This is a genomic window from Nocardia gipuzkoensis (genome assembly GCF_021183645.1).
Lineage (GTDB): Bacteria > Actinomycetota > Actinomycetes > Mycobacteriales > Mycobacteriaceae > Nocardia > Nocardia abscessus.
The window spans coordinates 617,533-643,343 of record NZ_CP089225.1; the positions used below are offsets into that span (position 1 = coordinate 617,533).

Consider the following 25,811-nt stretch of genomic DNA (forward strand, 5'->3'; position numbering starts at 1 on the left):
ACCGCGGCGCGTAGCCGTGGTCCTCGCCCCGCGTCAGGGCCGGAACCACATCGGAATCAGTGTCGGACCGTTCTCCGGCAGGGTGTGGGTAGTCCCGGTCGCGGCGAATCCGCAGCGGCGGTAGAGCCGAGCGGATCGTTCGGTGCTCGCTTCGAGAAACGCCGGAACGCCCGCTTCGGAGGCCGCTTTCAACCGGTCGGCGAGAATCGCCGCACCGGCTCCTTTGCCGCGATGCTCCGGCATCGTGACGATCACCTGCAGGTATCGGTGCGGGAACTCGCGGGGGTGTTCCCGGGCCAGCAGGTCCGTGACGATCTGTAGCCGCTGGAGCACGCGCACGTCGGGAGCCTGCTGCGCCATGGTCCGCGTCTCGGCGGCTTCGGCGGCGAACCGCTCGACCGAGGTGACGTGCTGCCAGATCGACATGGACCAGATCTCCGCACCCGCGCCCGCCACCCAGATCTCGTCGTCCCGCAATGCTCGGTCGACCAGACCGGGCACGAACGCGGTGCGCAACCCGCCTTCGGGTTGGCCTTCGAGCACCCACGTGGTCACCACCTCGTCCGCACTGGCGATGCCGAATGCCTCGATCAGCGCGTCACGGTCCTCGGCCCCGGCCTGGCGAGTGGTGATCTCCATCGCGTTCCTTTCCTTGTGAACACCGTATTGATTCGCAAATCTAGGCAGGTCAGAGCCATCTCGCTAATATTTCGTCACACCTGTTCGTGTGTCGAAATGGAAGCATCGGAATGACCTGTGCGCTCTGCCGGAACGAACTCGTCCAGCCGACGCTCGGCCGTCGGCGCAAGTACTGCTCCCGTTCCTGTCAGGCCCGCGCCTACCGCGCCCGCCGCGCGGCGATCCCCGTGCGCCGCGCCGCCCGCCCGACGCGGCTCACCGCCGTCGGCATCACCCGCGCGGCGGTGGAGCTGGCCGACCGCGACGGGATCGACGGCCTCACCATGCGCCGCCTGGCCGGCGCGCTCGGTGTCGCGACGGCGGCCCTCTACCGCCATTTCCCCGACCGGGAAGCGCTGCTGGCGAGCATGGCCGAGCTGGTACTCGATGAGATTCCGCCGCCGCCCGCCGAGCGCACCGGCTGGCGGCCCCGGTTACGGCACGAGGCCCACGAGGAGTGGCGCCTCTACCGCAGGCATCCGTGGATGCTGCCGCTCCTGGCGCGCACCCGTCCGCCGCTGGGCCCGGCGCTGCTGGACGTCCTGGAACGAAACTTCGCCGCTCTCGACCACCCCGGCCTCACACAGCGCACCGGATTCACCATCTACCTCGCGCTGTCGGGGTTGGTCCAGGGACTCGCGCTGTTGTGGAGTTCCGAGCGCGTCGACCGCTTCGGTGATCCGCGCGACGCCGCCGAGGCGATGCCGCACCACGACCTCGCCGAGTGGCTGGACCCGGCGATCCGCCCCGTCCTGCATCGTCTGCTCGCCGACCAGAACTCCGGTTTCGAGATGGACTTCGACGACCTGCTCGTCGCCGCGGTGGAACTCCTGCTCGACGGCGTCGCGGTGCGTCATCCGGAACGGAGCGAATAGCCTGTGCCAATGACCGCTGTTGCAGATCGCTCGCTCGGACCGGAACTGGCACGCACCGAGACCATCGGCGCGGACACCGATGTGCTCGTCATCGGACTGACCTCCTCGGAGGACGGCCCCGCCATCGTGCCCGAGGACCTGTTCGGCGACGTGCTCACCGCAGAACTGCGCGGGGAACTGCTCGACCAGCTCGGCACGGTCGGGGCGAAGGGCAAGGCCGAGGAACTGACCCGCATCCCGGCGCCGTCCGGCTTGGCCGGAGTGTCCAGCGTGCTCGCCGTCGGCCTGGGGTCCGCCGACAAACTCGACGCCGAGCAGATCCGCCGCTCGGCCGGTGTGGCCGCCCGCGCGCTGTCCGGCACCGAACTGGTGGTGACCACGCTGTCCGGGCTCGACATCGGCGCCGCCGCGGAAGGCTTCTACCTGGGTGCCTACACGTTCACGCCGTTCCGCTCGGACAAGTCCGCGCCCAAGCCGGACGAGCGTCCGGTGGCCCGCGTCGAGTTGCTGGTGCCCGAGGCGGGATTCGGTGAAGAAGCGCTGTTCCGCGCGCAGCTCACCGCCGAGGCCGTCGCCACCGCACGGGATTTCGTGAACACCCCGCCCAGCCACCTGTTCCCCGCCGAGTTCGCCTCCCGCGCCCGGGAACTGGCCGAGGCGGCGGGCCTCACCGTGCAGGTGCTCGACGAGAAGGCGCTGGAAGCGGGCGGTTACGGCGGTGTGCTCGGCGTGGGCAAGGGCTCCTCGCGTCCGCCGCGCCTGATCCGGATCACCTACGCGGGCGGCCCGAAGAAGGTCGCGCTGGTCGGCAAGGGCATCACCTTCGACACCGGCGGCATCTCCATCAAGCCCGCGCAGAACATGGAGAACATGACCTCCGACATGGCAGGCGCCGCCGCCGTGATCGCGACGACGCTGCTGGCCGCCCGGCTGAGCCTGCCGATCACCGTCACGGCCACGGTGCCGATGGCGGAGAACATGCCCTCGGCCACCGCGCAGCGCCCCGGCGACGTGCTCACCCAGTACGGCGGGGTCACCGTCGAGGTGCTCAACACCGACGCGGAGGGCCGTTTGATCCTCGCCGACGCGATCGTGCGCGCGAGCGAGGACGAGCCGGAGTACCTGATCGACGTGGCGACCCTGACCGGAGCGCAGATGGTCGCGCTCGGCACCCGCACGCCCGGCGTGATGGGCACCGACGAATTCCGCGATCGGGTGGCCCGCATCTCCCGCGAGGTGGGCGAGAACGGCTGGGCCATGCCGCTTCCGGCCGAACTGCGCGGCGACCTGAACTCCAAGATCGCCGACCTGGCCAATGTCGCGCCGCACCGCTGGGGCGGCATGCTCTCGGCGGGGCTGTTCCTCAAGGAGTTCGTCCCGGAGAACGTGCAGTGGGCCCACCTCGATGTGGCCGGTCCGGCCTATAACACCGGCGGCCCCTTCGGCTACATCGGCAAGGGCGGCACCGGCGTCCCGGTCCGCACGCTGATCGCCGTGCTCGACGACATCGCCGCCGAGTGAACTCGCGAGTGCGTCGTCCGGGGCGATCTCCGGACGACGCGCTCCGGCCCCGCCGGGACGGATAGGACGGTCGCGCGCTCACCGGTTGGCGACCGGGCGGCCGCCCGAGACTCCCCGCGCCGAATGGAACCGCGGCAAGGGCGCGATGAGCGGTGCATCGGCGCGGCCGGCGCGCGCTCGGCGCGGCCGGTGCGGCCGGTGCGGCCGGTGCGGCCGGTGCGGGAATAGTCCGGGCCGACGACGCGTGGGGCGGCCTGCCCCCAACGGTTCGCAGAGCGGCTCGCCCGTCGTCGCGGGCACCTGACGAGCCCGCGCGAGAACCGGGCGGAACGGACATATCGACGGCTCAGAGGTCGTACAGATCCCGTTCCAGCTCGCGCCGCCGCTCCACCCGTTTCCGGGCGTCGTAGTCGCGCATCCGCTGCGGATACCCAGTCTTGCGCACGTCGTAGACGGGGATGTGCAAATCCTTGGCTAGCCGCTGCGCCCCGCGCTCGCCGACGATCCGGCGGGTCCATTCACCATCAGCGGCAATAAGAACGACTGTGACATCTGTCACCGTGGTCTTCGGCTCGATGTAGCCTTCGACGCCCACGTGGGTGCGCACCCATTCGGAGAGATAGCGGGCATCCTGCCCGGCCACCGAACCCCCACGTAGAACGCCGCCAGCCCGGGCAGCGCCGCCACGGAAACGATCCAGCAAACCCAACGACGCCGACCTCCTTTCCTGCACCGGAGAATGTTCACCGCCGGTCTTCCCATACTGCCAGCTCTGTGCAGTTCGCCGCCCTGTGCTACCTGGCTTGCGTACGAGTGCAAGGATGGACCGCGGTACAAGAACCACACGGATCTCCGGTGCCACCACAATGATCGGTGGCTTCCGGACTCCCGGCGCGACCCGCGGCGGGCGTCCGCAGCGAGATCAACTGTTGTAGAACCCCGTCGAGCAGTCAGAGGAGTCAACGGACATGGCCTTCTCCGTCCAGATGCCCGCTCTTGGTGAGAGCGTCACCGAGGGAACGGTGACCAGGTGGCTGAAGCAGGAAGGAGACACGGTCGAGGTCGACGAGCCGCTGCTCGAAGTCTCCACCGATAAGGTCGACACCGAAATCCCGTCCCCCGCGGCGGGTGTGCTGTCGAAGATCGTCGCGAACGAAGACGACGTGGTCGAGGTCGGCGGCGAACTCGGCGTCATCAGCGAGCCCGGTGAGGCGGCTTCGTCCGCGCCCGCGCCCGCTCCGGAAGCCGCCGCGCCCGCGCAGGAAGCCCCAGCGGAGGAGGCGCCCGCGGCCGAGCCCGAGGCTGCTCCCGCCCAGGAGTCCGCGCCCGCCGCCCAGGCCGCGCCCGCGTCGTCCGGTGACGGCACGTCGGTGAAGATGCCGGAACTCGGCGAGTCCGTGACCGAGGGCACCGTCACCCGCTGGCTGAAGGCCGTCGGTGACGAGGTCGCCGTCGACGAGCCGCTGCTCGAGGTCTCTACCGACAAGGTCGACACGGAGATCCCGTCGCCCGTCGCGGGCACCCTGCTGGAGATCACCGCCCAGGAAGACGACGTCGTCGCGGTCGGCGGACAGCTCGGCGTGATCGGCAGCGGTTCCCCCGCGGCCGCCGCCCCGGCCCCCGCTCCCGCCCCGGCTCCCGCGCCCGCCCCGAAGCCCGAACCGGCCCCGGCTGCCGCCGCGCCCGCTCCTGCTCCTGCTCCTGCTCCGGCGCCCGCTCCTGCTCCCGCCCCCGCTCCGGCCCCCAAGCCCGAACCGGCCCCGGCGCCCGCCGCAGCCGCGGCCGCCGAATCCTCCAACGGCGCAACCCCGTACGTCACGCCGCTGGTCCGCAAGCTGGCGGAAGAGAACAACGTCGACCTCGCCAGCGTCACCGGCTCCGGTGTGGGCGGGCGCATCCGCAAGCAGGACGTGCTGGCCGCCGCCGAGGCGAAGAAGGCGCCTGCCCCCGCTGCCGCTCCGGCCACGTCCGCACCGGCCGCCGCGAAGGCGCCCACCGCCGCCCCCGCCGCGGCGCGCGCGCAGCTGGCCCACCTGGTCGGCACGGTGCAGAAGGCCAACCGAATCCGCCAGATCACCGCGACCAAGACCCGCGAGTCGCTGCAGACCACCGCGCAGCTGACCCAGGTGCACGAAGCCGACGTCACCAAGATCGCCGCGCTGCGCAAGCAGGCCAAGTCGACGTTCAAGGAGCGCGAGGGCGTCAACCTGACGTTCCTGCCGTTCTTCGCCAAGGCCGTCGTCGAGGCGCTGGGCGTGCACCCGAACGTCAACGCCAGCTACGACGAGTCCAGCAAGGAGATCACCTACCACGCCTCGGTGCACCTCGGCATCGCCGTCGACACCGAGCAGGGTCTGCTGTCCCCGGTGATCCACAACGCCAGCGACCTCTCGCTGGCCGGCCTGGCGCGCGCCATCGCCGACATCGCCGATCGCGCCCGCAACGGCGGCCTCAAGCCCGACGAGCTGGCCGGCGGCACCTTCACCATCACCAACATCGGCAGCCAGGGCGCGCTGTTCGACACCCCGATCCTGGTTCCGCCGCAGGCGGCGATGCTCGGCACGGGCGCGATCGTCAAGCGCCCGGTGGTGGTGACCGACGAGACCGGCAACGAGTCCATCGGTGTCCGCTCGATGTGCTACCTGCCGCTCACCTACGATCACCGCCTGATCGACGGCGCCGACGCCGGTCGTTTCCTGACCACGATCCGGCACCGCCTCGAGGAAGCGGCGTTCGAGGCCGACCTCGGCCTGTGAGGAAGGTTCCGCCGCACGTATGAAGGTCGTGATCGCCGGCTCGTCCGGGTTGATCGGGACGGCGCTCGTCGCGGCTCTGCGCCGCGACGGGCACCAGGTCGCCCGGCTGGTCCGCAGAAAAGCGGCGGGCCCGGACGAATTCGCCTGGAACCCGGTCCGCGCCCACCTGGACCAGCGGGCGCTTCGCGGCGCCGACGCGGTGGTCAACCTGTGCGGTGCGGGCGTCGGCGGGCGCCGCTGGACCGGCAGCTTCAAACAGGAGTTGCGCGACAGCCGGATCACGCCGACCGACGTGCTGGCCGGCGCGGTCGCCGCCGCGGGCGTGCCCGTGCTGCTCAACGCCAGCGGAGTGCATTACTACGGTGGCGATACCGGCGATCGGGTGGTGGACGAAACCGCCCCCGCCGGTACGGGTTTCCTGGCCGCCCTGTGCCGGGACTGGGAGAAAGCCACCGAGCCCGCCGCGGCCGCCGGGGTGCGCACGGTGCTGTTGCGCAGCGCCGTGGTGCTGTCGCGCGCCGGAGGCATGCTCGGCATGCTGCACCCGCTGTACGCGCTCGGGTTGGGCGGGCGGCTGGGCAACGGCCGCCAGTACACGCCGTGGATTTCGCTGGCCGACGAGATCGGCGCGATCGTCTTCGCGCTCACCCACGACACGGTGTCCGGTCCGGTCAACGTGGTCGGCCCCGCACCGGTCACCAACGCCGAATTCAGTCGCGCGCTGGGCCGGGCGCTGCATCGTCCCACTCCCCTCGTGGTCCCGGCCTTCGCGCTGCGTGCGCTGGTCGGCGAGATGGCGGAGGAGGCGATTCTGCGCGGGCCGAGGGCCATTCCGACCGCCCTCGAGGAAGCGGGCTACCAGTTCCACCATCCCACCATCGGCGCCGCGCTGGCCGACGTGGTGGGACGACCCGGAGACGCTCGATGACCGACCGACTCGACACCAGGCCCACCACCGTCGTCCGGGACGCGACGCCCGAGGACCTTCCCGCGATCCTGGACATCCACAACGCGAATATCGCCGCGTCCACCGCGATCTGGGACACCGAGCGGGTCGGCTTGGACGAGCGTCTCGGCTGGTTCCGGGCCCGCACCGGCGCGGGGCTGCCCGTGCTGGTCGCCGAGATCGACGCCGAACTGGCGGGTTACGCGAGTTACGGCCCCTGGCGCACCAAATCGGGCTACCGCTACACGGTCGAGAACTCCGTCTACGTCGACGAACGCTTCCACCGGCGCGGCATCGCCACCGCCCTGCTCACCGAGCTGATCGCCCGTGCCCGCCGGGGCGGCACGGTGCACGCGATGATCGCCGCGATCGAATCCGGCAACACCGGTTCGATCGTTCTGCACGAGCGCTTCGGCTTTCACACTGTCGGCGTCCTCCCCGAAGTGGGTCACAAATTCGGCCGTTGGATGGACCTGACCCTCATGCAATTGACCCTGCCCGTCGAGATCGCCTGAACCACTGCGGTCCGGGGCCCGGCCGCGCTGCGCCTACCGCATCCCGCCGCAATCCCTCAGCTCTCTCCCGGCAACTCGCCTCCGCCTGTGGGGGTTCCCACATCGAGGTGCTGGAAGTGGCCTATCCCCGGGGCGTACCGTCATGGCTGTGACCGACACGCGCACCACCCTGTCCGCCCGATTCGATACGACCCCGATCGTGGTCGAGGATCTCGGACTCATCGACTACCACGCCGCCTGGGAGCTGCAGCGCACCATCGCCGACCAGCGCGCCGAGGGCACCGGATCCGATCATCTGCTGCTGCTCGAGCACCCCTCGGTGTACACCGCGGGTCGCCGCACCGAGGCCGAGGATCTGCCGATCGACGGCAGCCCGGTGGTGCAGGTCGACCGCGGCGGCAAGATCACCTGGCACGGTCCCGGCCAACTCGTCGGCTACCCGATCGTGCGGCTGGCCGAGCCGGTCGATGTGGTCAATTACGTGCGCCGCCTCGAGGAGGCGTTGATCAGGGTCTGCACCGGCCTCGGCCTCGTCTGCGGCCGGGTCGAGGGCCGCTCCGGCGTCTGGCTGCCCGCCACCGAGCTCTACGCCGAACGCAAGATCGCCGCGATCGGCGTGCGCGTGCAGCGCGGCGTCGCCTTGCACGGCATCTCGTTCAACTGCAACTCCGCCTTGGACGGCTTTCAGGCCATCGTCCCGTGCGGCATCCGTGACGCGGGCGTCACCACCCTGACCCGCGAGCTCGGTCGGGAAGTAACCGTCGCCGAGATCAAGCCGCTGGTGGCCGACGCCATAGTTCGCGCTCTCGACGGCGACCTGCCGGTCGGCGAGCACAACATCGCGCGTGTCATCCCTGGTGACACCACCCCGCAGCCCCCGAGTGCGACGGCGTAAGGTCGATCAAGTGACCGCAGTCGACACCCCGACACCACACAACGCTGCCGCACCCAACGGCCGCAAGCTCCTGCGCATCGAAGCCCGCAACGCGGAAACCCCGATCGAGCGCAAACCCAAGTGGATCCGCACCCGCGCCACCATGGGCCCCGAGTACTCCGAACTCAAAGGCCTGGTGAAGCGCGAGGGTCTGCACACCGTCTGCGAGGAAGCGGGCTGCCCCAACATCTTCGAATGCTGGGAAGACCGCGAGGCCACCTTCCTGATCGGCGGCGAACAGTGCACCCGCCGCTGCGATTTCTGCCAGATCGACACCGGCAAGCCCGCCGCCCTCGACCGCGACGAGCCCCGCCGCGTCGCCGAAAGCGTTCAGGCCATGGGCCTGCGCTACTCCACCATCACCGGCGTCGCCCGCGACGACCTGGAAGACGGCGGCGCCTGGCTCTACGCCGAAACCGTCCGCGCCATCAAGCGTCTCAACCCGCACACGGGCGTGGAACTGTTGATCCCCGACTTCAACGCCGACCCCGACCAGCTCGCCGAGGTCTTCTCCGCGCGCCCGGAAGTGCTGGCGCACAACCTCGAAACGGTCCCGCGCATCTTCAAGCGCATCCGCCCCGCGTTCCGCTACGAGCGCTCCCTCGCGGTGCTGACCGCCGCACGGGAAGCGGGACTGGTCACCAAGTCCAACCTCATCCTCGGCATGGGCGAAACGCCGGAGGAAGTCACCCAGGCCATGCGCGACCTGCACGAGGCGGGCTGCGACATCCTCACCATCACCCAGTACCTGCGCCCGTCCCCGCGCCACCACCCGGTCGACCGCTGGGTGAAGCCGGAGGAGTTCGTGGAGCACTCCAAGGCGGCCGAGGAAATGGGCTTCGCAGGCGTGATGGCCGGTCCCCTGGTCCGCTCCTCCTACCGGGCGGGTCGGCTGTATGCCCAGGCGATGGCGCACCACGGTCGCGAAATCGCCCCGGAAATGGCTCACCTCGCCGAGGAAGGCACCGCCTCCCAGGAAGCCAGCTCGGTGCTGGCCCGCTTCGGGAGCTGACCGAGACCGGGTCAACCCCGCCACGCCCGAACCAGGTCTTCCGGACCCCAGTGCCCAGCCAGCGGCAGATTGTCCGCGATGCCGGATCGGGAGACGGCTACCAGCGCGGTGTCGTGATCGGTACCCGGTAGCGCCGGCAGGGATCGGGCGAGGGTGTCGTAGTCGTGGCGGTCGAAAGGGCGGTCTTCGAGCCATTTGATGGAGCCGACGAAATGGATTGCCTTGGCGACAGGTTCGCGGTCGGCGCCGATCAGGTCGATTTCAGGGTTGTTCTGCCGGTTCCACCAGCCACCGACCGTTTCGGTTTCGGGCCATCGATCGTCGGGGAGCAGGCGCAGCAGGGATTCGCGGATCAAGGGTTCGATGGCACGTCCACGCCAAGTTGTCCACGAGCGTTCTATTCGGGCCAGTGCGAGGTCGCCGCGGCCGCGTTCGATGAGTGGAATGCCGCGTTGCAGGAAGGCCAGCCAGAAGCGGAGGTAGGAGTCGGCGATTCGGTACCGCTTGTTCTTGGTGTCCGGCTTCGTGGACAGCGGAAGGTCGCTGGCGACAATTCGCTTGGCCTGCAACATGTTCAGTAGCGGATGCAGGGTCCCCGCGGGAAGCGCGTTCACCCCACCGGCTTGTGCGGCGATGGTGCTGAAGGTCCGTTCTCCACTGCCGATGGCTTCCAGGACCGCGCGCGAGCGCATCCCTTCCGGGAACTCACCGAGCAGTGACAGCTCGCCTGCAACCAACAGCGGAGCCAGTGGGTTCGCCGCCGCGTCGCGAAGGAAATCCGTCCGGCTCATTCCCGGCCGCCATGAGCGGACGATTTCCGGGAACCCGCCGGTGATCAGCTGCGCGTCTATGCTCGCGGCGGCACCGAGGCCGGTCATCGCCTGCACGTCGGCCAGGTGCAGTGGTTCGACCGTCATTTTCGTCGCGCGCCCGAAGAACGGCCGATCGCGGGATCCGAGCGCCTCCATGACCGAGATGTCACTACCGACCAGGACGAGAAGCACCGGCTTGGCCGACAGGTGACGATCCCACACCGTCTGCAACGCGCCTTCGAACTCCGGATCCTGTTCGACCAGCCACGGCACCTCATCGATCACCGCGATGCAGGGCGCGTCCTGCGGCAACGCGATAGCGAGGGATCGGAGAGCTTGATTCCAGTCGCCGGGCTGCAACCCGCTCACCAGTTCCGCGTCGCCTAGTGGGGACTGGGCGATCGTGGCCGTGAATTCCTCCCGCTCGGCGACTGGATTGCGACCACGTGTCGCCTGGAAGACCACATACGCGCGCTTCGAGCGATCGCAGAACTCCTGGACGAGCCGTGATTTCCCGACGCGTCTCCGACCGGTCACGATGACCGCACGCCCGCGAGTGGTACCGGTGCCCTCGATCACCGAGTTCAGCTGACGGTCGAGCAGGTCGAGGTCGGTGGCTCTTCCGGTGAACTCCACCCTTCACTCCTAACTGAGGTCAAATCTTACTAAGATCGTATCTTAGTTCAACGCGTGCGACATTGGTCCGAGAGTAGGCACCTGAGAGGCGTCCCGTGTCGATGCGGCACGCCATCCCGATCCGGCAATGCCCTCGTCACGACTGCCGTCCGTCTACCGGCTCCGACCCAGGGCCACTGCGTCGGCCATCTCCGGCACTACCGCGCTCGATCCAGCCACTCCGTATGACCCCAAGCGGCAACGGGTTTCCGTTCACTCGGCGGATCTCGACGTTCACTCCGGTCCGGCCGAAGCAGAGCATTGGCGAGATCAATTTCTATTCGCGTACACCGACGACGAAGGATGAGAGTTTCGGTCGGGCATCGAAGGAATTACCGATATCTTGGCCTGGCTCGTCGGAACTCGTACCGATTCGGCCGAGTTGCCGGGGTCGAATCGCTCCATGTCGCATTTCGTTACCGAAATTCGTTCATGTGACGCAGATCATGTTTGTCACCAAACTACCTGATCAGACAGCATGGATACGCCGCTGATCAGGCGATTTCAAGATCGCAGATATCGTTCATTAACTGCCTATTTGCCGTGCGTTCACCCGCCGTGATCAAGCTGAGATCCGGGTCGGAGAGACCTGAGAAATCAGTGGCCTGGACCGCTACCGGATTCTCCCCCGCATGACAGCGGCACCCCACGGGCATCGATCCCGGGTAGCTCACCGCGTCGCGCCGCCAGGAATTCGTCGCCCTGGCTTTCACAACAAAATCCGAAAACAGTACATGAGCTCGGACGGGCGACCTTCCCTGCCGGATGCCCGTCGTCGATACCCGCTGCCGCTTGCGGCTGAATCGCTGCACTATCGAGGAACTGATTTCGCCATGCCTGACGCACGCCACTCCGTTTTCCGTCATCTGTCATTCCGCAACGGCGCCTTCGTGGTTGCCGCACTCGGCGTCCTCGCCGTCGGCGCATCCTCCGGCGTGGCCTTGGCGGAGGACAGCGTTCCGTCCTCACCCCAGCCGGTCGCCGCCGCCGCGCCGATCGACGCCCTGGCCTTCGCGCTGCCCGGACTGCCCGAACTGCCTCCGCTGCCCGCGCTGCCCGCCCCCGGCTTCCTGCCCGCGCCGCCTCCGGTCTACGAGGACAACCTCGACGGCTGGATTCGCCAATCGCTGGACATCATGCGCGCCCACAACATTCCGGGTAGCTACGAGGGCATCCACCGCAACATCATGCGCGAATCCGGCGGCAATCCCCGGGCCATCAACCTCTCGGACTCCAACGCCGCGAAGGGCACCCCTTCCAAAGGCCTGCTCCAGGTAATCGACCCGACCTTCAACGCCTACCACGTCGACGGCACCGCCTTCGACATCTGGGACCCGGTCGCCAACATCACGGCGGCGTGCAACTACGCGGCTCACCGGTACGGCTCGATGGACAACGTCAACGGGGCCTACTGAGCTCGGCGGCACCCGGATTCAGTCCTCGCACATCCTGTGAATGTGCGAGGACCGAATGCTCCAGTGCGACGGATCTATGTCAGCTCAGTGGCCCGATCCGGGTGGCGTTCGTTCCGGAAGCACGACCGCCTCGGCCGGGCCACACGGCGGCGGTGGATAGTGAGTCGCTCCACGAAATGGATGCGTCACCGGTTCACACAGTTCATCTGAAATGCTTTGCACGGCATAGGAGCGGCTTCGTCAATGCGCCGGGGCGGCCGAGGACCCGCTGAGACGAGGACAAGGGCACTTATTCCTTCGGCGTGGGTCCATGCGCGCCGATTCAGCTCAGTGCCGCTCGCTTCGCCAAGAATGCTCGAACCTCGGGAACCGCGGAGTGGGCGCGAACCATGGTCGCGATGGCGTCGATGCGCTGGTGCAGACGTGTGGAAGCGAGACCGGCGATGGTGTCGTAATTGTCGATAAGCAGTGAGCATGCTCGGGCGAGATCACCGGCGTCGACCAAGTTGCGTGCAAGATTGAGCTGCCCGGCCGCCCGTTCTCGCGGCCAAGCCGACGAGCTGCCGATCGCGGCTTGCATGTGGGCGGTAGCTGCCTCGTGCTCGCCCACCCACATCTGGGCTTTGCCTGCGACCAGGTTCAGCTCGGATTCGGGAAGGAAAACCCACTCGGGATCATGCCCGCGAGTTGATTCATACGCGCGGAAAGCGCGGCTGATCGCCGCCGTCATCGCGGTTTTGTCTCCACGTGCTCCATGAGTTTCGGCTTCCCGGATCGCCATCAACGCGCGCAGTTTCGGCCCGCCCTCCCGAAGAGATGCCTGGGACGCGGCTTGCGCATACTGCACCGCCAACGGATTCCTTCGCATCTCGCCGGGCAGACTGATCATGAGGCAGCTGGCGTTCCCCAGCGCATGCGCCGCCGCGATCCCGTCATTGGCCGCATTCGCGGCGTTCGCTGCGTCCGCGTAATACCGCCGAGCAGCATCGAGGCGACCGGCGTCGTAGTGCACCCACCCGGCGGCGGTCATCATCTCGGCGGCCGCGCTGGTGAGCGCCCGGCCCACCGCCTCGGTATAGCTGCCGTGGTCGAGAAGCTGCTCGACATAGCGGACTTGATTGGCCGCCACCCGGCACAATCGGTCGCCGCCGACCACCAGATCGAGTTCGTGGATCTGGTTCACGCTCTCGGTGATGGCTTCGACATCGCTCGCGCCGACTTTCACGCTGGACGCCGACGCGGCGTCGGCCGGGGCGGATACCGACATCATGGCGGCCCCCGCGCTTACCGATGCCCCTGCTCTGAAGAAATTGCGACGGTCCACATCTGCCTCCTGGTCCGACTCCACTACCAGTATGGCAAGCGGAACCTGAAGCGCACGGGACACCAGCCGCAGGACGCGAACGTCGTGCGAGGCCGGACCGCCCCGCTCGAGACCCGAGACCGCGGGCTGCGAGAAGTTGATCAGCGCGCCCAGCTCGGTCTGGGTCATGCCGATGGATTTCCTGATCCGCCTGATCACTTCGCCAGTGGTCATAGGCATAGCCCAGCATCCCCCCGATCGTCGGTCGATTTCCCCACAGCTTTCACCGCGAAAGCGGATGTCCCGGCAGAATATACGGCTCGTGACATAGCCGGAACCGAAACTCGAATCCGCCCTCTCACCTCGCCGTTCGCGCGACCTACTTTCGGTCGCGGCGCCCGGTGCCGGGCCGACGCCGCACCTCTGCGGCGCACCGGCCCACCAGAGTGGCGGGGCGGTGGCGAAAGCCCCCGGCACCGAGCGCCGCCGACCGACCGGTGCTCGACTCAGAGAGGCGTCACGTGTCCACCAATTCCCTCGCCATGAATCAGCTCATCGCCCTGTTCGACGCCGCGCATCAGGCGCCGAGCAAGCCGTTCACGGTCGGCCGAGCCCACGAGGTGATGCAAACCCATGTGGCCTGCCGCGCGAAACACTGCGCCCGCAAAGCGGCTGCCCGGCAGGTGCTGATAGAGGCCGGGCGAATGGTTCCGGACACCAGCAGGCCGCAGTGAAGGCGCCTGCTCCCGGCCCCGGACCGCCGGACCGACGCCGCCACATCCAGATCGAAACCGGACCGCTGCGCCTGGACTACCAGGCGAGCGCCGACCAGGCCGAGAGCGTCGCACGCGCACTGGCGCAACGCTTTCCGGAGATCACGGTGACCGTCGACGACAACCTGCGCGACGACCTCCCGCACCTCCCATGCGCACAGCTGTGGGACTGATCGCTCTTCGCGCGCCACACCATCCATCCTCGAAATCAGAACGGAGCCTGCGCCGATGCGATCCGACCGGACCGAACAAGCTCAACTCTCCGCCCGATCCATACTGTCGGGGCAGCCATGAGATCAGATCCCGCCGCTGATGCGACGCTGACCCGCTGCCAGCACTACCGACACGTCTACGGGTTGCCATGTTACGTGCACGAGGAAACGCGACGAATCACTCTGCGCGCGGGTGACATAGGCGCGGTCACGGTCCCTGAACAGCTCGGCAGAATGGTCTACGCCGACCTCTCCGAGCAATACCTGCTCGGCCCCGTCATCGCCCACGGCTCCGGGCGTTGGACCATCCTCGTCCGTCCCGACGACACCAACCAGCTCGCCAACGACCGCGACATCTTCGTCGCGCTGCTGCGTGCCTCCGCGACGATCGTCCCCAACGGCGGCGAGATACTGCTGCCCTCCCCCGCCGACGAACGTACCGGATACCGCTGGTGGGTCGTCGCACCACGCGACGCGTTCCGCCCACACATCAGCACCGTCGTGCAGTCGATCATCGGCGCGAACCCGAGTTCGACTCCGCGCCATCGCTCTGGATTCCAGGGGCCTGACAGGCCGCGCGATCACTCGTAGCTCCGATTACCGCCCTGCGCTCCCGCGCGTCGATCCGATGGCGCAAGGTTCGCCATAGCTTCCGATCCAACGAACCGAATCCGGTGGAACCGGAGGGCCCGTGAGTGCGTCATAGACTTCAGGGACGACTTCGACAGCCCATATCGGGAGGCTTCGGTGGGACGACGGACGACGGCGACGGTTGTGGCGCTCGCCGGGGTGGTGCTGGTCGCATCGGGATGCGACGCGGGCACGAACGGGACTGCCACGCCCAGCACGACGACCGACATCTCGGCAGCCACGGCCGCCCTGTGGGACCCGTGCACGCAGGTTTCGGATCAAGTCCTGCAGAAGATCGGTGTGAGTCCGTCGACAAGGGAGTCCGGGGTCGCCGGCGTCGAAGAGCCCGGATGGAAGCACTGCACCTGGAGCGGTGCGGACTTTGCACTCGGCGTCTGGTCGACAATCCACTCCGTCGACGACTTCAAAAGAAAAGAAGGAAACGTCGGATTCACTGATATTTCCGTCGGCGGACGTAGCGGCGTTCAGTACCGTCGGGCTAAGGACAAGTTCGACGAAGATTGCGACCTGGTCTTTCCGGCCAGCGATGGCGCACTGAGTATTACAATCTACAACCATGCATCGTCAAAGAATGTGATTGCGCCATGCACCAGGGCAATGACAGCCGCTGAGACTCTGGTCCCGATATTCCCGCGCTGATCAAGGAGATCAACTATGGCGATGGAAGAGGAGGTATCGCGCTGGCGCTACCTCGCTGACGAAGCGAAGGCGGGTCGCCTCTACCTGGACCGCTCGGCCGCGAAAGGGTGCTGGGACGCCTGTGATCGCCAAATTCAGCTCTACAACACTCTTCGCGCAAACCTGAAGGATGTCGAGATGGTCACCGGACTCGGCGACTTCGACTGCGCAGACGAGCTGGCGAACATGCTGGGCGCCAAGGCAATCGGCGGCGAAGGCGATGTGGACTCCGCCCTCAAGGAGCACATCGAGGTACTGACCCTGATGCGTGATACGATCCAGATTTCGGTGGACCGGATCGGCGCACAGGACGATTCCAATGCGCAAGACACGAGCAATCTGCTGAACTGACCGGGGGAATCTCATGGGCCTGCCATTCCTGGTAGCGATCGGCGCCGCCCTGCTCGAGCAGTCGAAATCGGGCCCGCCGGACAGTGGTTCGCGCGACGAGAGCCCCGACGCGGCCATCGCGCGGAATCGCATCGCCGAAATCATGCGCGCTGGCAGTGATTTGCAGACGCAGTCGCCGAAAGTTCCGGAGAGCGCGTACAAGAATCCGGACGGCATCGACGATCTCTATCAACGTGTGCAAGCGATGTCGATCACCGATGTCGTCGCACTGCACCAGCGGTGGGAGTCCATTCGCAACCGGCTGGAGCAGGGTTTGCAGGGTTTCGCCCCGGAGATCAGCAAGGCCATGGAAGGCAAATGGGAGGGGCGGCGGCGAAGGCTGCGGCGGACGGGGTGAAGGAATACGTCGACAGGTCCAGTGGGCTGATCGGTTCGGTGCAGATCGTTGCCGAGAAGGTGAAGATCATCCGATCGGGTATCGAGGTCACCCGGCCCGCCGTGCAGGAAGCGCCAGGGCATACGTGGACCAGCGACATCGCCAGTTGGGTGCCGGGCCCCACGTGGAAGTTGAACCAGCATCGCGACGACGTTGCGCACGATGCTTCCGTGAACGTCGTCAAGAACGTCTTCTATCCCGCGGTTCGGGAAGCCGACAGCGGCGTTCCGCTGGTACCTAAGCCGTACAACCCCGTGCACAATTCCGGTGACCAGCCGTCCGCACCCAACAACGGCTGGCAGCCGTCGTCATCCGGTAACGACGCCGGCGACAAACCCACCACGGTGGACCCATCGCAACTACCAGGTACTGAGAACACGCCAGAGAGCACCGCCCCGTCCAGCACGAATCCGGCTGCTGAGCAGGAGAACTCAGCAGACCAGGCAACGACCACGCCCGCAGGCACGAACCCGTCGACCCAACCGGCAAGCACCAGCCCCGGCCCGGATCCATCACTGGCTCGCCCCGGAACACCGAGTCCAGGATCTCCTGGCACGCCGAGCCCCGGCACACCCAGCCCAGGCGTTCCCGGCCTCGGAACCCCCGCGCCGGGCCGCAGCATCAACGGTTCCCCTGCCGTGCCGAGCGGCGTTCCCGCTGCCGCCTCCGCGCGTCCCGGCATCGGTCGACCGGGAACGAGCGGAATGCCGGGCATGATGGCGCCGGGTGCTCGCGGAAACGGCGATGATGACAAGGAACACCAGACGAAGGACTACCTGGTGAATCAGCGCAACGGCGAGGAACTCACCGGTCTCGGGGCGGAGAACAGGGTGAAGTCGGTGCCACCGGTGATCGGCGAGTGAGCGAGCCGAGTATCGACGCCGTGCCACGCACGACGCGACCGTGGTGCACGACGAAGGATCCGGCGTCATGAGCCGAAGAGACTGGTCGTTCACAGCGCTCGGCTTCACCGTGCTGTGGCGGGCCGTCGACCGAGACGTGCTGCCATACCCGTTGCAGTACCGATCCACCGCGGAGACGGTCGCCGATTACGAGTCGGAGTGGAAGTCCGAAGCCGCCGGACTGCACCGTCGCTTCGACGAGTCCCTGTACAGCGCTTTGCGTGTGCTGGCCGAACCCGAGGCACGTATCGAGATGGCAGGCTTCAGCGGGAACGACAAGCTGCGCGTCCACGCGGCCGTGCACTATCGGCATGCTGTTCTGCTGGTACAGGAACCGACCTCGTCGCCGGATCGAGGTGGGGCCGTGCATATGTCGCTGATCGATGCCGAGGTCGCAAGCCGTCGGGTCATCGACCTGCTGCCCGATGCCGCACGCGGCAGCGGCCCCGGCATCGAGATCTCTCGGCACGAACTCGACGCCGAGGACGAGGAACCGTACCGCGTGGGCGCGCCGCCCACCCCCCGCGTCCGAGCCGAACAATTCTTCGAACGCCCTCGCACCACCGTCGCCCACATCGCGGTATACGCGGGCCCGGCGTGGGACAACCGCCCGGCACCAGCCCGCGGCTTCCACGTGATGGATTATCCCGACGGCCGCTATCTCGTGCGCAGCGGAGACACCATCAAGGCTGTCCCCGTCGGCACCGGCGAAGTACGAACACAACTCGACCGGGTGGTACATGTAACGGTCAAAAGCTTTCGTGAGGAGAACGATCCGAGTTTCACCTAAGCAGAGGATCACCGCGACACGTTCGAATCCAATCGACCTGCCTCTCCGCGAGCAACCGGGCCGGCTGATCACCATTGCTCTCGGGCTGCGCCCCGCCTGACCGTCGTCACCCTCTCATCGATTCGCCGATCTGCCGCCCGCGTTCTTTACCGAGCCGCACCAGCACTGTTGCCTGCACAGTGGCCAGAGCGGCAGACGTTTCGACAGCTCAGTCGAGGATGTTCAGCACCACCGCCGTAAGCATCAGGGCGAACAATGCGCCGAAGACCACCCAGCTGGTGCGGATCCAGTTGAGACCCGGCCACCTCGGCGGTTTCGGGGCGATTGCGCCCGGCAGGAGATGGAACGCCGGTGAGCGGTAGTAGACGGTCGTTCGGCATCCAGGTTCTACCGGCACGACGGCGTCCGCCGGACCCATATCGAAGTCCCACGCCCGGACGAAGAATCTGATGAGAAGGTTGACACCCCGCGTCAGAACCTCGATGCGGTAGAGCCCAGGTGCCACCGGGATATAAGTGGGACCCCAAGAGGCGTTCGGTATTTCATTGCCGTTCACGTAAATGCGCGGTCCGGTGGACGCGTATACAGGCCCCGCGATCCACCATCGAAAGTAGGACGTGTCGACCACGATCCCGGTCTCGCCCGGTTCAGGCTGGTAGGCGTCCACCGGGTGACGTTCGACGTTTTGGAAGAACCGAAGTCTCGGCCGGTCAACGGTATGTATCGGCGGCGGCACATGGTATGTGGCCCCACCATAGGAATGGACCTCCGGCGCATACGGCTGCGGATGGAATACGTTGTGCGACGGTGGGTTACCGTTCCGATGCGGTGTTCCGCCGAAGCCTTCCGGTCCCCGTTGCGGCGCCGTTCCTGTGCCCAACTGCGCGGGTGGCAATGAATCACCCCAACCCGCCTGGCCCGACTGTTGCAGAGCACCTGCACTGGGTTGTCGAGGTTGCTGCGGGCCACCGAAGCCCGCATGGTGCGCTTGGGCGCCACCCGATCCCGCCTGTCCGCCTGGGGGTGGGGGTGCGGACGGTTGGCGCCCGGGACCGCCGGCATACGGCGCGTGCTGATCGTTCACAGTGCGTGGACCCCTTCTTCGACGCCGGATATTCGCAAAGAATGCCTTCGCGAAGCCGGATCCAGATCGTCAGCCCTGGGCGGGCTGGTTTTCCTTGCCCAAAAGGGCATAGATGACAGCGGCAACCGCCTGGGTGAGCGTCTGAACGTCCTTGAAGGCACTCGCCATGTCGAGCAGTAGCTTCGAGATCTTCAAACCATCGCGCCCGATCCTGGCGACCACCGCGGCGGCGACATGTGGCCCTGCCGCGCCGAGGGACGCCGCGAGTTCGACGGTGTACCCGATCAGTGCTCCGGCCAGGCTGGTCAGGATGTCCTGCACCATCTTTCGGAACGCCTTGACGATTTTCGACACGGTGTCCATGATTTCGCCGAGCGTGGCCGCCACCCCGCCCGCGCCCGCGATCTGGTCGATGAGGTCCGTGGCCCGGGTCCGGTAGGCGTCACCCGCGCTCCCGGTCCACGTCGCTATGTCGGCCGCGAGACCCGACTGCCACGTCGTGCTCATGTCGGTCAGCTCTTTGCCGATACGGTTCCAGCTCTCGGAATACGCCCCCACCATCTTGTCGTTTCCGGCGAGCCCGTCCAGCACCTTGCGGTATGGCTCGACGTGCGTGAGCATCCATCCGGCGATCTGATCGCCCACGAATCCGAACGGGTCGAACCCTGCGTCCGCTACGGTCGCGCCTACCGCGATGCCGCCGGTGATCGCCTCGAACGTCTTTGCGTTCCGGAAATTGGCGTAAGCCTCCCATGCGTCCCCGGCTATCGTGCCGGACAAGACCCCGGGCAACCTGGTCTCTCGATCCTGCTTCAGACCGATGTCGTGCATCCAGAAGACGGTTTCCTGGAAGTACTCCTCCCGGTAGTCGGTCCCCTCGGCGATCAGTGGATTGTTCTCGGGTTTCTTCCGGTCGTCGAAACCGGGAGTGTTCTCGTTGAGCCAGTCACCGATTGTCGTGCTCACTTCGGCCCTCCCGGTGCGTCGGCGATGGTCTCGCGCAGTTCGGTCACCGACCTGCCGAAGGCGCCGTCCTTGTCTTCGAATGCCGCGGCGACGGTGTCGAGCTTGCCGGGCAGCGCCGCGACGTCCTCGGCGAGCTTGCGGATCACATCGATGGTGTTGCGATGTTTGTCCTCGAGCACCAACTGCACGAGAGGCCGGGGTATCTCGCCGAATCCGTCATCGGCTGCGCCGAGATAGCTGGCGGCTTCCAGCGACAACGTCAAGCTCTCCATGAGCTTTTGCAGCTTTCCGGCATGACTGCGCACTTCGGCTGGATCTACGGAGATCGCATCAGGATTCGTCACAGTCACACCAGCCAGGAACGGTTGTAGTACTCGGTCTCCGGATCCGGTTCGTCCGGGACGACGATCTGGTCACGGTCGGGCTTGCGGCTGCGCGGGGCGGCCGTATCCGAGGACGCCGGTCCCGGCTGCGGCGGGAAGTAGGGGGCCGCCATCGAGAGGTTGTCACCGGACGGATGCGAAGTGCGGTGTGCGGACGGTTCGACCGTGGGCGGATCGGGGTCAGGGAAGCGCTGTGCGTACTGTTCGGTGATCGCGACGCCCGCCGGGTCGTCTCCGACGGTGCTCCGCACCAGCCCGGTGACCTCCGCGCGCAATGTCGAATGCGCTTGCCGCAGACAGGACATGATCTCCGCGGACAGCACCGCCGGATCCATCCCGCGCGAACTCGGCGACAGGGTGATCGCCGTGGGCACACCGCTGCTGTCCACGGTGACCACGACGCGACGATCCTTGCCCGACCCGGTGACCGTCAGCTCCCGCATCCGGCCCTCCAACTCCTGAAACCTTCCGGCCCGGCGCTCGAAATCCGCTGCCATCTGCGCAAAGTCCTCCGCAGCGCGGTTCACATCGAATGCGGCCACTCACACCTCCCACTTCGCAGCTACCTATTGACTGACAACCCCGCCGCACGCATCGCGGATTCGACTTGTCTTTACACCTGACTCTGACGCAGCGTGCGGCCGATAGGTTCCATCGATTCCTGGAGCGTCACCGACACGGTAAGCGACCGATCGGCCGGAATCCTTCGTGCAACCGCCCGGCTCGGAGCGACCTGCCACGCGACGACTTCCGAACGAATCTGTTGCCGCACAGTGATGTTCGACTTCGCCTGCGATGGCGCGCCGGGTGCCGCCACCGCGCGACCGACCGACTGTGCCGATGATCACCGGTTCGCCCTGGTCACACCGCTACTCCCGCCAGTGACAACAATCGCGGCGTAGAGATATTTACGCTTGGATCATGCCTCGCTGGAGTACGCACGGTCGCAAGGCAGCGGAAGTGGGCCGGCTGGCGCGGCTCGGGGGCGATCCCGAAACACTCTCGGCGGCAACTATTTCCAGAGCGCGAACGAGATCGATCACCGCTGCTTCGAGCAGGCCCGGGTCATCGTCGACCGCCGAGGGCGAAGCAGCGGTATCCATCCCTTCCACCCCGCATCCCGGCTCGCGGCCACTGAAGCACGAATCCCGCTCGAGGACAGCGGCAATGGGAATGCCTCCGCTACCCCCACGACGTCTGGACGACGAGCCGCACCGGTTGCACAATTCGGGTGCGGCCGCCTTCGTCGGACTCTGCGTCGGTGTGCTGATCCTGGTGGTGTCCGGGTGGCTGCTCCTCGGCCCTCCGACGGAAACGGCGGCGTCACCCACGACGACCCGGGCGGCTGCGCCGAGCACCACGCCACCGCCGTCCACCGTGCGCACGACCACTCCCGTACCCCCGCGCCCTATCGAACGAACGGGTGTCGCGGTGACGGTCGGGAAGGTCACCGCCAACGACGGGACGACCCTGGTGGTCAAGAACGCGGTGACCGGCAACAGCGTCAAGGTCCGCACCGACGCCGACACCAAGGTGTACGTCCTGGTCGCCAAACGGGCGAAAGATATCCGCGTCGGCGCCGCCATCGCCGTTTACGGGCGGCAACACCCCGATCAGACGATCAACGCCGATTTCATCACCGGCATCTCGCTCGGCGCCGCCCCCAATTGAGCCCGGCACGCGCCGATCTCACCCGCGTAGTGCGGCTTCCACCACTCCGCTGTCGACCGGCTCACTGTGGCCCCACACAGCCCGCGCCAGCCGCAACTTGCCGACCATGCTGGCTACCAGCGCCGCCTCCGCCGCCCCGTCCGCGTCTCCCTGCGCGAGCACCTTGCGGTAGCGAACCGCGTCGACGATGACCGACTTGACCCGCTCGTGATCGAGGTAGGTCTGCAGGTCGCGGCGCCACTCCCCGATCGCCGCCTCGGGCTCGGCGGTGATCCACTCGGTGAGGAACGCCTCCTGCTCCTGCGGGAGGTAGCCCATCTTGTGCAGATGAGTGGCCACGTCGTACAGCGGGTCGCCGTACAGGGCGAATTCCCAGTCGAGGAAGACGACCTGCCCGTCGCGCACGATCATGTTCTTCCGGTGCACGTCGGCATGCACCATCCGGAACGGCCGGGCTTCGAGCGTGTTCCAGGACGCGAGTACGGCCTCGAGCGGCCGGTCGGGGACGCCCAACCGGCGGTACAGTTCCCCGAATTCCGTGCTGCTCTCGCGGTGCACCCGGGCGGTCACGGCCGACAATCGCCGCGCGAATCCGGCGGGCTCCTCGTCCCAGTCCGGCTCGACCGGAGGCAACAGCTGCCGCGGAATACGGCGCAGTCCGGCGAACAGCGCCGCCACATCCGCCGGGACATGTGCCGGAACCGGGACGCCGCGCGGCGCGATCCGATCCAGCAGGTCGCCGTCGATGAAGTCGTGGATCTGGTAGGCGGGGCGGGCCGATTCCCACCGCAGCTTCGGCGCCGGGGCGACGAAAGGCTCGATCGCGATCAAGATCGCGGCTTCGGGCCACTGGCGCAGATCCATCACATCCGCGCCTTCGACGGGGATGCGCACGTTCACCGCACCGGAGACCCCGTCGACGCGCACGTTGTGGTTGTAATACCCGGCAGACGACTGCGATCGGGACAGTGCGGCGTCGTACATCACCTCCGCGTCGACGCCAAGGACCCGTGCGATCACCCGTGCCGCATCGCGGTCCAGGCCTGATCCGGGCGTCGGCGGCTGGATGCGCGATCGCGCGGCCGCGGCGGCTTCGGAGATGTCGGGCTCGGTCCAGCCGTACAGCGCCAGGACCGCTCGCGCCACGAGCACCAACCCCGGGTAGACGTTCGCGCCCTCGAATTCCGCGATGGCCCATCGCGCACTGCGTACGGCCTCGTCGCGGCGCCCTCGGCGCGCGGAGACGCCCGCGCGGAACAATTCGGCCCTGGCCCGGCCCGACCGGTACCCGGCCTGCTCGAGAATCCCGCACGCTTCGGTGAGCGCGTGCTCGGCCGCGTCCAGTTCGCCGAGCGACAAACGCGCCAAACCCAGTGCGGTGTAGGCCTTTCCGAGCTCGTGCAACGCACCGAGCTCGCGCTGCTGCACGATCGCCGCTCCGGCGGCCTGGATCGCCCGCGACGGATCGGTGAGCGCCAGGAGCTCCGCGACATTCGTCGCGATATTGGCCTGTCCGACGACGCTGCCCGCGGCCCGGTAATGGGCTTCGGCCTCGGCGAGATATTGTGCGGCGCGGTCGGTGTCGAACGCGAGCCGGTAGGTCAGGTGACGCAACCGCGCCACATCTCCGAGGAACTCGCGGTCGTCGTCGTCCGCCATCGCCACGAGTTCCTCGCACATGGTCAATGCCTGGCCGAACCGACCCTGGCACATGTGCAGGTCCGCCGCCCACTGCCCGGCGACGAGCCGCGCCCGCCCCGATCCGCGCGACCACACGTCCTGGTAGATCGCCAAGGCATCGTCGGTGTCGCCGAGGATGCGGCGCGCATTCGCCGCGGCGACAGCCAATCGCTCCGCGATCGGTCCGGTCCGATCCAAAGCGACGTCCCGGGTGAGCCGATCGGCTTGCTTGGCGTCGCCGAGCAGCACCGCCGCTTCCGCTTCCAGGCACCGCGTGAGTTCCGACAGTTCGGCCATACCTGCCAGGTTCTCACGCGGATCGCTCAGGTAGCGGTCCAGATCACTGATCACGCCGCCGATGCCTTGACTGCCACCTGCCGCTTCGATCCGGTCGACGTATCCGAGCAACGTCACCGCGGACAGCAGCCCGGACCGGACGCCGTGATAGCCCGCCTCCCGCAAGGCGGCGACCCGGCCGGTGGGTCGTTCCGCACGGGCGAACCAGAGGTCGTGCAGCAGCGCGTGCAGGGTGCGCCGAATCTCCGGATCCAAGCGCCGTTGCAGTGCGTCCACCATCAATTGGTGCAGCTGGAAGCGCTCGCTCTCGTCGCCTTCGTCCGCTGCGTACACGAACGAGTACGCGATCAGGGATTTCCACGCCGCGACGTGCCGCGGAAGCTCGAACTGCCCGGCCACCGCGATGAAGATCTCCCGATCGAAGGTGCGAGGCAGCCCCAGCAGTTCCAGCATCCGCACTTCCTCGGGCCGCACGTGCTGTAGGAAGCGTTCGAGAATCGTTTCCGGGGAGACCAATTCGCTGGGCGTCACCCAACCCGCACGGGTGCGGGCATCGATGGCCAGATGCAGATAGAACGGAACACCCGCGCTGGCGTCGGCGATCGCCGCCCGCTCGGCGGGATCCTCGATCCCGGACGCGTCGAGCAGTTCGAAACGCGCGTCCGCGGGCAGGTCGTCCACCGGCACCGCCCGGACCCGGGTCGACCACTCCGGATCGTGCCGCTCCCACCCCAGCGGCTCACGGCTGGCGATCACCACCAGCCCGGTGTCCAACTGGGCGACCACATCGCGTAACCAAGCGTCCGATGCCGCCGCCCGGCCTTCGCGATCGGTGCCACCCATCAAGGCTTCGTAAGCGTCCAGGAAGACCACATAGGGCTGCCTGCCTTCCGTTCCGCTCTTGAGGTCTTCGGCGAACAGGTAGGAGACGGCTTCTTCCAAGCTCGCGAGACTCAACCGGTCGAGTTCCTGCAGGACCGGATCGTGGCGTATCCGATGGGTGCGGATGGCCCGGCGCGCGCCGAGATCCAGCAGCCTGGTCGCGGTACCGAAGACCGGGATCCCGGTGGCGTCGTTGAGGATCTCGGTCAGGATCTCGCTGTGCTCGGCGAGCGCCAGCGAGTCGGAGGTCAGGCGGAGGTGGGGGTGCATGCGCTGCCACAGCACCGCGCAGGCGATGTCGAAGCGGTGGAACTTGATCTTCTGCGCGCCGAACTGGACGCGCAGCACGGCCAGACCGTCCGCGGCCTGCCGATGACTCGGAACCTGCAGATCGAGCACCGCCGCCGGATGTCCGCGCTCGACGCGCGCTCGCAGCTCGGTGACCAACCGGGACTTGCCGATACCGCCGACACCGCTGAGCAGCATGACGCGCGGTTGCTCGGCGGCGTCGGCCAGCAGTGCGTCGAACCGCGCCAGTACCAGTTCACGGTCGACGAACGGACGGCTGGTCGATCCCGGCTGGAAGCGCGCGGTCAACACCATGGTGTGTTCC

At 67.3% G+C, this 25,811-nt stretch carries 26 protein-coding genes; 17 read left to right on the forward strand and 9 right to left on the reverse strand.

Annotation, left to right across the window (positions count from 1 at the left end):
- Nucleotides 1-33: 33 nt before the first annotated feature.
- Nucleotides 34-639, reverse strand: a complete 606-nt coding sequence (locus LTT66_RS02865) for a GNAT family N-acetyltransferase (protein ID WP_233063570.1) — start codon at nt 637-639, stop codon at nt 34-36.
- Between the two features lie 110 nt (nt 640-749).
- Between LTT66_RS02865 and LTT66_RS02870 the strand changes: the two genes are divergently transcribed.
- The gene (locus LTT66_RS02870) at nt 750-1,553 is read left to right on the forward strand and encodes a TetR/AcrR family transcriptional regulator (protein WP_233063571.1); all 804 of its coding nucleotides are present in this window, start codon (nt 750-752) and stop codon (nt 1,551-1,553) included.
- Nucleotides 1,554-1,562: 9 nt separating this feature from the next.
- Nucleotides 1,563-3,074 (forward strand): leucyl aminopeptidase, encoded by a 1,512-nt coding sequence (locus tag LTT66_RS02875; RefSeq protein ID WP_233063572.1) that lies wholly within the window; start codon nt 1,563-1,565, stop codon nt 3,072-3,074.
- A 346-nt stretch (nt 3,075-3,420) separates the two neighbouring features.
- Here LTT66_RS02875 and LTT66_RS02880 read toward each other — a convergent pair whose 3' ends face one another.
- Entirely contained in the window at nt 3,421-3,783 is a 363-nt protein-coding gene (locus LTT66_RS02880; protein WP_181723516.1) for an oxidoreductase, read from the reverse strand.
- A 259-nt stretch (nt 3,784-4,042) separates the two neighbouring features.
- On the opposite strand from LTT66_RS02880, the gene sucB reads away from it, so the two are divergent.
- The 5 genes from sucB to lipA all read left to right on the forward strand — a co-directional run bounded on the left by sucB (nt 4,043) and on the right by lipA (nt 9,237).
- Nucleotides 4,043-5,830, forward strand: a complete 1,788-nt coding sequence (gene sucB, locus LTT66_RS02885) for a 2-oxoglutarate dehydrogenase, E2 component, dihydrolipoamide succinyltransferase (protein WP_233063573.1) — start codon at nt 4,043-4,045, stop codon at nt 5,828-5,830.
- A 19-nt stretch (nt 5,831-5,849) separates the two neighbouring features.
- Nucleotides 5,850-6,758, forward strand: coding sequence for a TIGR01777 family oxidoreductase (locus LTT66_RS02890; protein WP_233063574.1), 909 nt, complete (start codon nt 5,850-5,852; stop codon nt 6,756-6,758).
- Entirely contained in the window at nt 6,755-7,291 is a 537-nt protein-coding gene (locus LTT66_RS02895; protein ID WP_233063575.1) for a GNAT family N-acetyltransferase, read from the forward strand. Before LTT66_RS02890 ends, LTT66_RS02895 begins: the two co-directional genes overlap by 4 nt.
- A gap of 142 nt (nt 7,292-7,433) precedes the next feature.
- Nucleotides 7,434-8,186: a lipoyl(octanoyl) transferase LipB gene (lipB, locus tag LTT66_RS02900; protein ID WP_233063577.1), complete on the forward strand. Its 753-nt coding sequence runs from the start codon at nt 7,434-7,436 to the stop codon at nt 8,184-8,186.
- Nucleotides 8,187-8,196: 10 nt separating this feature from the next.
- The gene (gene lipA / locus LTT66_RS02905) at nt 8,197-9,237 is read left to right on the forward strand and encodes a lipoyl synthase (RefSeq protein ID WP_233063579.1); all 1,041 of its coding nucleotides are present in this window, start codon (nt 8,197-8,199) and stop codon (nt 9,235-9,237) included.
- Between the two features lie 11 nt (nt 9,238-9,248).
- Here the strand turns inward: lipA and LTT66_RS02910 are convergent, their stop codons facing one another.
- The gene (locus LTT66_RS02910; protein WP_233063580.1) at nt 9,249-10,685 is read right to left on the reverse strand and encodes an ATP-binding protein; all 1,437 of its coding nucleotides are present in this window, start codon (nt 10,683-10,685) and stop codon (nt 9,249-9,251) included.
- A gap of 872 nt (nt 10,686-11,557) precedes the next feature.
- On the opposite strand from LTT66_RS02910, the gene LTT66_RS02915 reads away from it, so the two are divergent.
- Nucleotides 11,558-12,139 carry a transglycosylase SLT domain-containing protein gene (locus tag LTT66_RS02915; protein WP_233063581.1) on the forward strand — a complete coding sequence of 194 codons (582 nt, stop codon included), beginning with the start codon at nt 11,558-11,560 and terminating at the stop codon, nt 12,137-12,139.
- Nucleotides 12,140-12,461: 322 nt separating this feature from the next.
- Here LTT66_RS02915 and LTT66_RS02920 read toward each other — a convergent pair whose 3' ends face one another.
- Entirely contained in the window at nt 12,462-13,919 is a 1,458-nt protein-coding gene (locus LTT66_RS02920) for a helix-turn-helix domain-containing protein (protein ID WP_233063582.1), read from the reverse strand.
- Nucleotides 13,920-13,963: 44 nt separating this feature from the next.
- On the opposite strand from LTT66_RS02920, the gene LTT66_RS02925 reads away from it, so the two are divergent.
- The 8 genes from LTT66_RS02925 to LTT66_RS02960 all read left to right on the forward strand — a co-directional run bounded on the left by LTT66_RS02925 (nt 13,964) and on the right by LTT66_RS02960 (nt 18,235).
- Entirely contained in the window at nt 13,964-14,176 is a 213-nt protein-coding gene (locus LTT66_RS02925) for a hypothetical protein (RefSeq protein ID WP_233063583.1), read from the forward strand.
- A complete protein-coding gene (locus LTT66_RS02930; protein ID WP_233063584.1) occupies nt 14,173-14,388 on the forward strand; it encodes a hypothetical protein in 216 nt (71 codons plus the stop codon). Before LTT66_RS02925 ends, LTT66_RS02930 begins: the two co-directional genes overlap by 4 nt.
- Before the next feature lie 117 nt (nt 14,389-14,505).
- Complete coding sequence (locus LTT66_RS02935; protein ID WP_233063585.1) at nt 14,506-15,018, forward strand: DNA-directed RNA polymerase subunit beta; 513 nt, start codon at nt 14,506-14,508, stop codon at nt 15,016-15,018.
- A gap of 156 nt (nt 15,019-15,174) precedes the next feature.
- Nucleotides 15,175-15,717, forward strand: a complete 543-nt coding sequence (locus LTT66_RS02940; RefSeq protein WP_233063586.1) for a DUF3558 domain-containing protein — start codon at nt 15,175-15,177, stop codon at nt 15,715-15,717.
- 15 nt (nt 15,718-15,732) lie between these two features.
- The gene (locus tag LTT66_RS02945; protein ID WP_233063588.1) at nt 15,733-16,107 is read left to right on the forward strand and encodes a hypothetical protein; all 375 of its coding nucleotides are present in this window, start codon (nt 15,733-15,735) and stop codon (nt 16,105-16,107) included.
- A gap of 13 nt (nt 16,108-16,120) precedes the next feature.
- On the forward strand, nt 16,121-16,504 hold the full coding sequence (locus LTT66_RS02950) for a hypothetical protein (RefSeq protein WP_233063590.1): 384 nt from the start codon (nt 16,121-16,123) through the stop codon (nt 16,502-16,504).
- A complete protein-coding gene (locus LTT66_RS02955) occupies nt 16,465-17,406 on the forward strand; it encodes a hypothetical protein (protein ID WP_233069546.1) in 942 nt (313 codons plus the stop codon). Before LTT66_RS02950 ends, LTT66_RS02955 begins: the two co-directional genes overlap by 40 nt.
- A 67-nt stretch (nt 17,407-17,473) precedes the next feature.
- A complete protein-coding gene (locus LTT66_RS02960; RefSeq protein ID WP_233063592.1) occupies nt 17,474-18,235 on the forward strand; it encodes an ESX secretion-associated protein EspG in 762 nt (253 codons plus the stop codon).
- A 208-nt stretch (nt 18,236-18,443) separates the two neighbouring features.
- On the opposite strand, the gene LTT66_RS02965 is transcribed toward LTT66_RS02960, so the two are convergent.
- The 4 genes from LTT66_RS02965 to LTT66_RS02980 form a co-directional block, all read right to left on the reverse strand.
- Entirely contained in the window at nt 18,444-18,902 is a 459-nt protein-coding gene (locus LTT66_RS02965) for a hypothetical protein (protein WP_233063593.1), read from the reverse strand.
- Between the two features lie 486 nt (nt 18,903-19,388).
- Nucleotides 19,389-20,285 carry a hypothetical protein gene (locus tag LTT66_RS02970; RefSeq protein WP_233063594.1) on the reverse strand — a complete coding sequence of 299 codons (897 nt, stop codon included), beginning with the start codon at nt 20,283-20,285 and terminating at the stop codon, nt 19,389-19,391.
- Nucleotides 20,282-20,629 carry a hypothetical protein gene (locus tag LTT66_RS02975; RefSeq protein ID WP_233063595.1) on the reverse strand — a complete coding sequence of 116 codons (348 nt, stop codon included), beginning with the start codon at nt 20,627-20,629 and terminating at the stop codon, nt 20,282-20,284. Before LTT66_RS02975 ends, LTT66_RS02970 begins: the two co-directional genes overlap by 4 nt.
- 2 nt (nt 20,630-20,631) lie before the next feature.
- Entirely contained in the window at nt 20,632-21,165 is a 534-nt protein-coding gene (locus LTT66_RS02980; RefSeq protein WP_233063596.1) for a YbaB/EbfC family nucleoid-associated protein, read from the reverse strand.
- Nucleotides 21,166-21,835: 670 nt separating this feature from the next.
- Between LTT66_RS02980 and LTT66_RS02985 the strand changes: the two genes are divergently transcribed.
- Nucleotides 21,836-22,339 (forward strand): hypothetical protein, encoded by a 504-nt coding sequence (locus LTT66_RS02985; RefSeq protein WP_195065231.1) that lies wholly within the window; start codon nt 21,836-21,838, stop codon nt 22,337-22,339.
- An 18-nt stretch (nt 22,340-22,357) separates the two neighbouring features.
- Here the strand turns inward: LTT66_RS02985 and LTT66_RS02990 are convergent, their stop codons facing one another.
- Entirely contained in the window at nt 22,358-25,801 is a 3,444-nt protein-coding gene (locus tag LTT66_RS02990; protein WP_233063597.1) for a phosphotransferase, read from the reverse strand.
- Nucleotides 25,802-25,811: the final 10 nt, after the last annotated feature.

What these genes read in the sequence shown, in the direction of transcription:
- LTT66_RS02865 (WP_233063570.1), bottom strand. Translation starts at nt 639, where the DNA reads ATGGAGATCACCACTCGCCAGGCCGGGGCCGAGGACCGTGACGCGCTG.
- LTT66_RS02870 (WP_233063571.1), top strand. Translation starts at nt 750, where the DNA reads ATGACCTGTGCGCTCTGCCGGAACGAACTCGTCCAGCCGACGCTCGGC.
- LTT66_RS02875 (WP_233063572.1), top strand. Translation starts at nt 1,563, where the DNA reads ATGACCGCTGTTGCAGATCGCTCGCTCGGACCGGAACTGGCACGCACC.
- sucB (WP_233063573.1), top strand. Translation starts at nt 4,043, where the DNA reads ATGGCCTTCTCCGTCCAGATGCCCGCTCTTGGTGAGAGCGTCACCGAG.
- LTT66_RS02890 (WP_233063574.1), top strand. Translation starts at nt 5,850, where the DNA reads ATGAAGGTCGTGATCGCCGGCTCGTCCGGGTTGATCGGGACGGCGCTC.
- LTT66_RS02895 (WP_233063575.1), top strand. Translation starts at nt 6,755, where the DNA reads ATGACCGACCGACTCGACACCAGGCCCACCACCGTCGTCCGGGACGCG.
- lipB (WP_233063577.1), top strand. Translation starts at nt 7,434, where the DNA reads ATGGCTGTGACCGACACGCGCACCACCCTGTCCGCCCGATTCGATACG.
- LTT66_RS02915 (WP_233063581.1), top strand. Translation starts at nt 11,558, where the DNA reads ATGCCTGACGCACGCCACTCCGTTTTCCGTCATCTGTCATTCCGCAAC.
- LTT66_RS02935 (WP_233063585.1), top strand. Translation starts at nt 14,506, where the DNA reads ATGAGATCAGATCCCGCCGCTGATGCGACGCTGACCCGCTGCCAGCAC.
- LTT66_RS02945 (WP_233063588.1), top strand. Translation starts at nt 15,733, where the DNA reads ATGGCGATGGAAGAGGAGGTATCGCGCTGGCGCTACCTCGCTGACGAA.
- LTT66_RS02950 (WP_233063590.1), top strand. Translation starts at nt 16,121, where the DNA reads ATGGGCCTGCCATTCCTGGTAGCGATCGGCGCCGCCCTGCTCGAGCAG.
- LTT66_RS02955 (WP_233069546.1), top strand. Translation starts at nt 16,465, where the DNA reads ATGGGAGGGGCGGCGGCGAAGGCTGCGGCGGACGGGGTGAAGGAATAC.
- LTT66_RS02960 (WP_233063592.1), top strand. Translation starts at nt 17,474, where the DNA reads ATGAGCCGAAGAGACTGGTCGTTCACAGCGCTCGGCTTCACCGTGCTG.
- LTT66_RS02980 (WP_233063596.1), bottom strand. Translation starts at nt 21,165, where the DNA reads ATGGCAGCGGATTTCGAGCGCCGGGCCGGAAGGTTTCAGGAGTTGGAG.
- LTT66_RS02985 (WP_195065231.1), top strand. Translation starts at nt 21,836, where the DNA reads ATGGGAATGCCTCCGCTACCCCCACGACGTCTGGACGACGAGCCGCAC.
- LTT66_RS02990 (WP_233063597.1), bottom strand. Translation starts at nt 25,801, where the DNA reads ATGGTGTTGACCGCGCGCTTCCAGCCGGGATCGACCAGCCGTCCGTTC.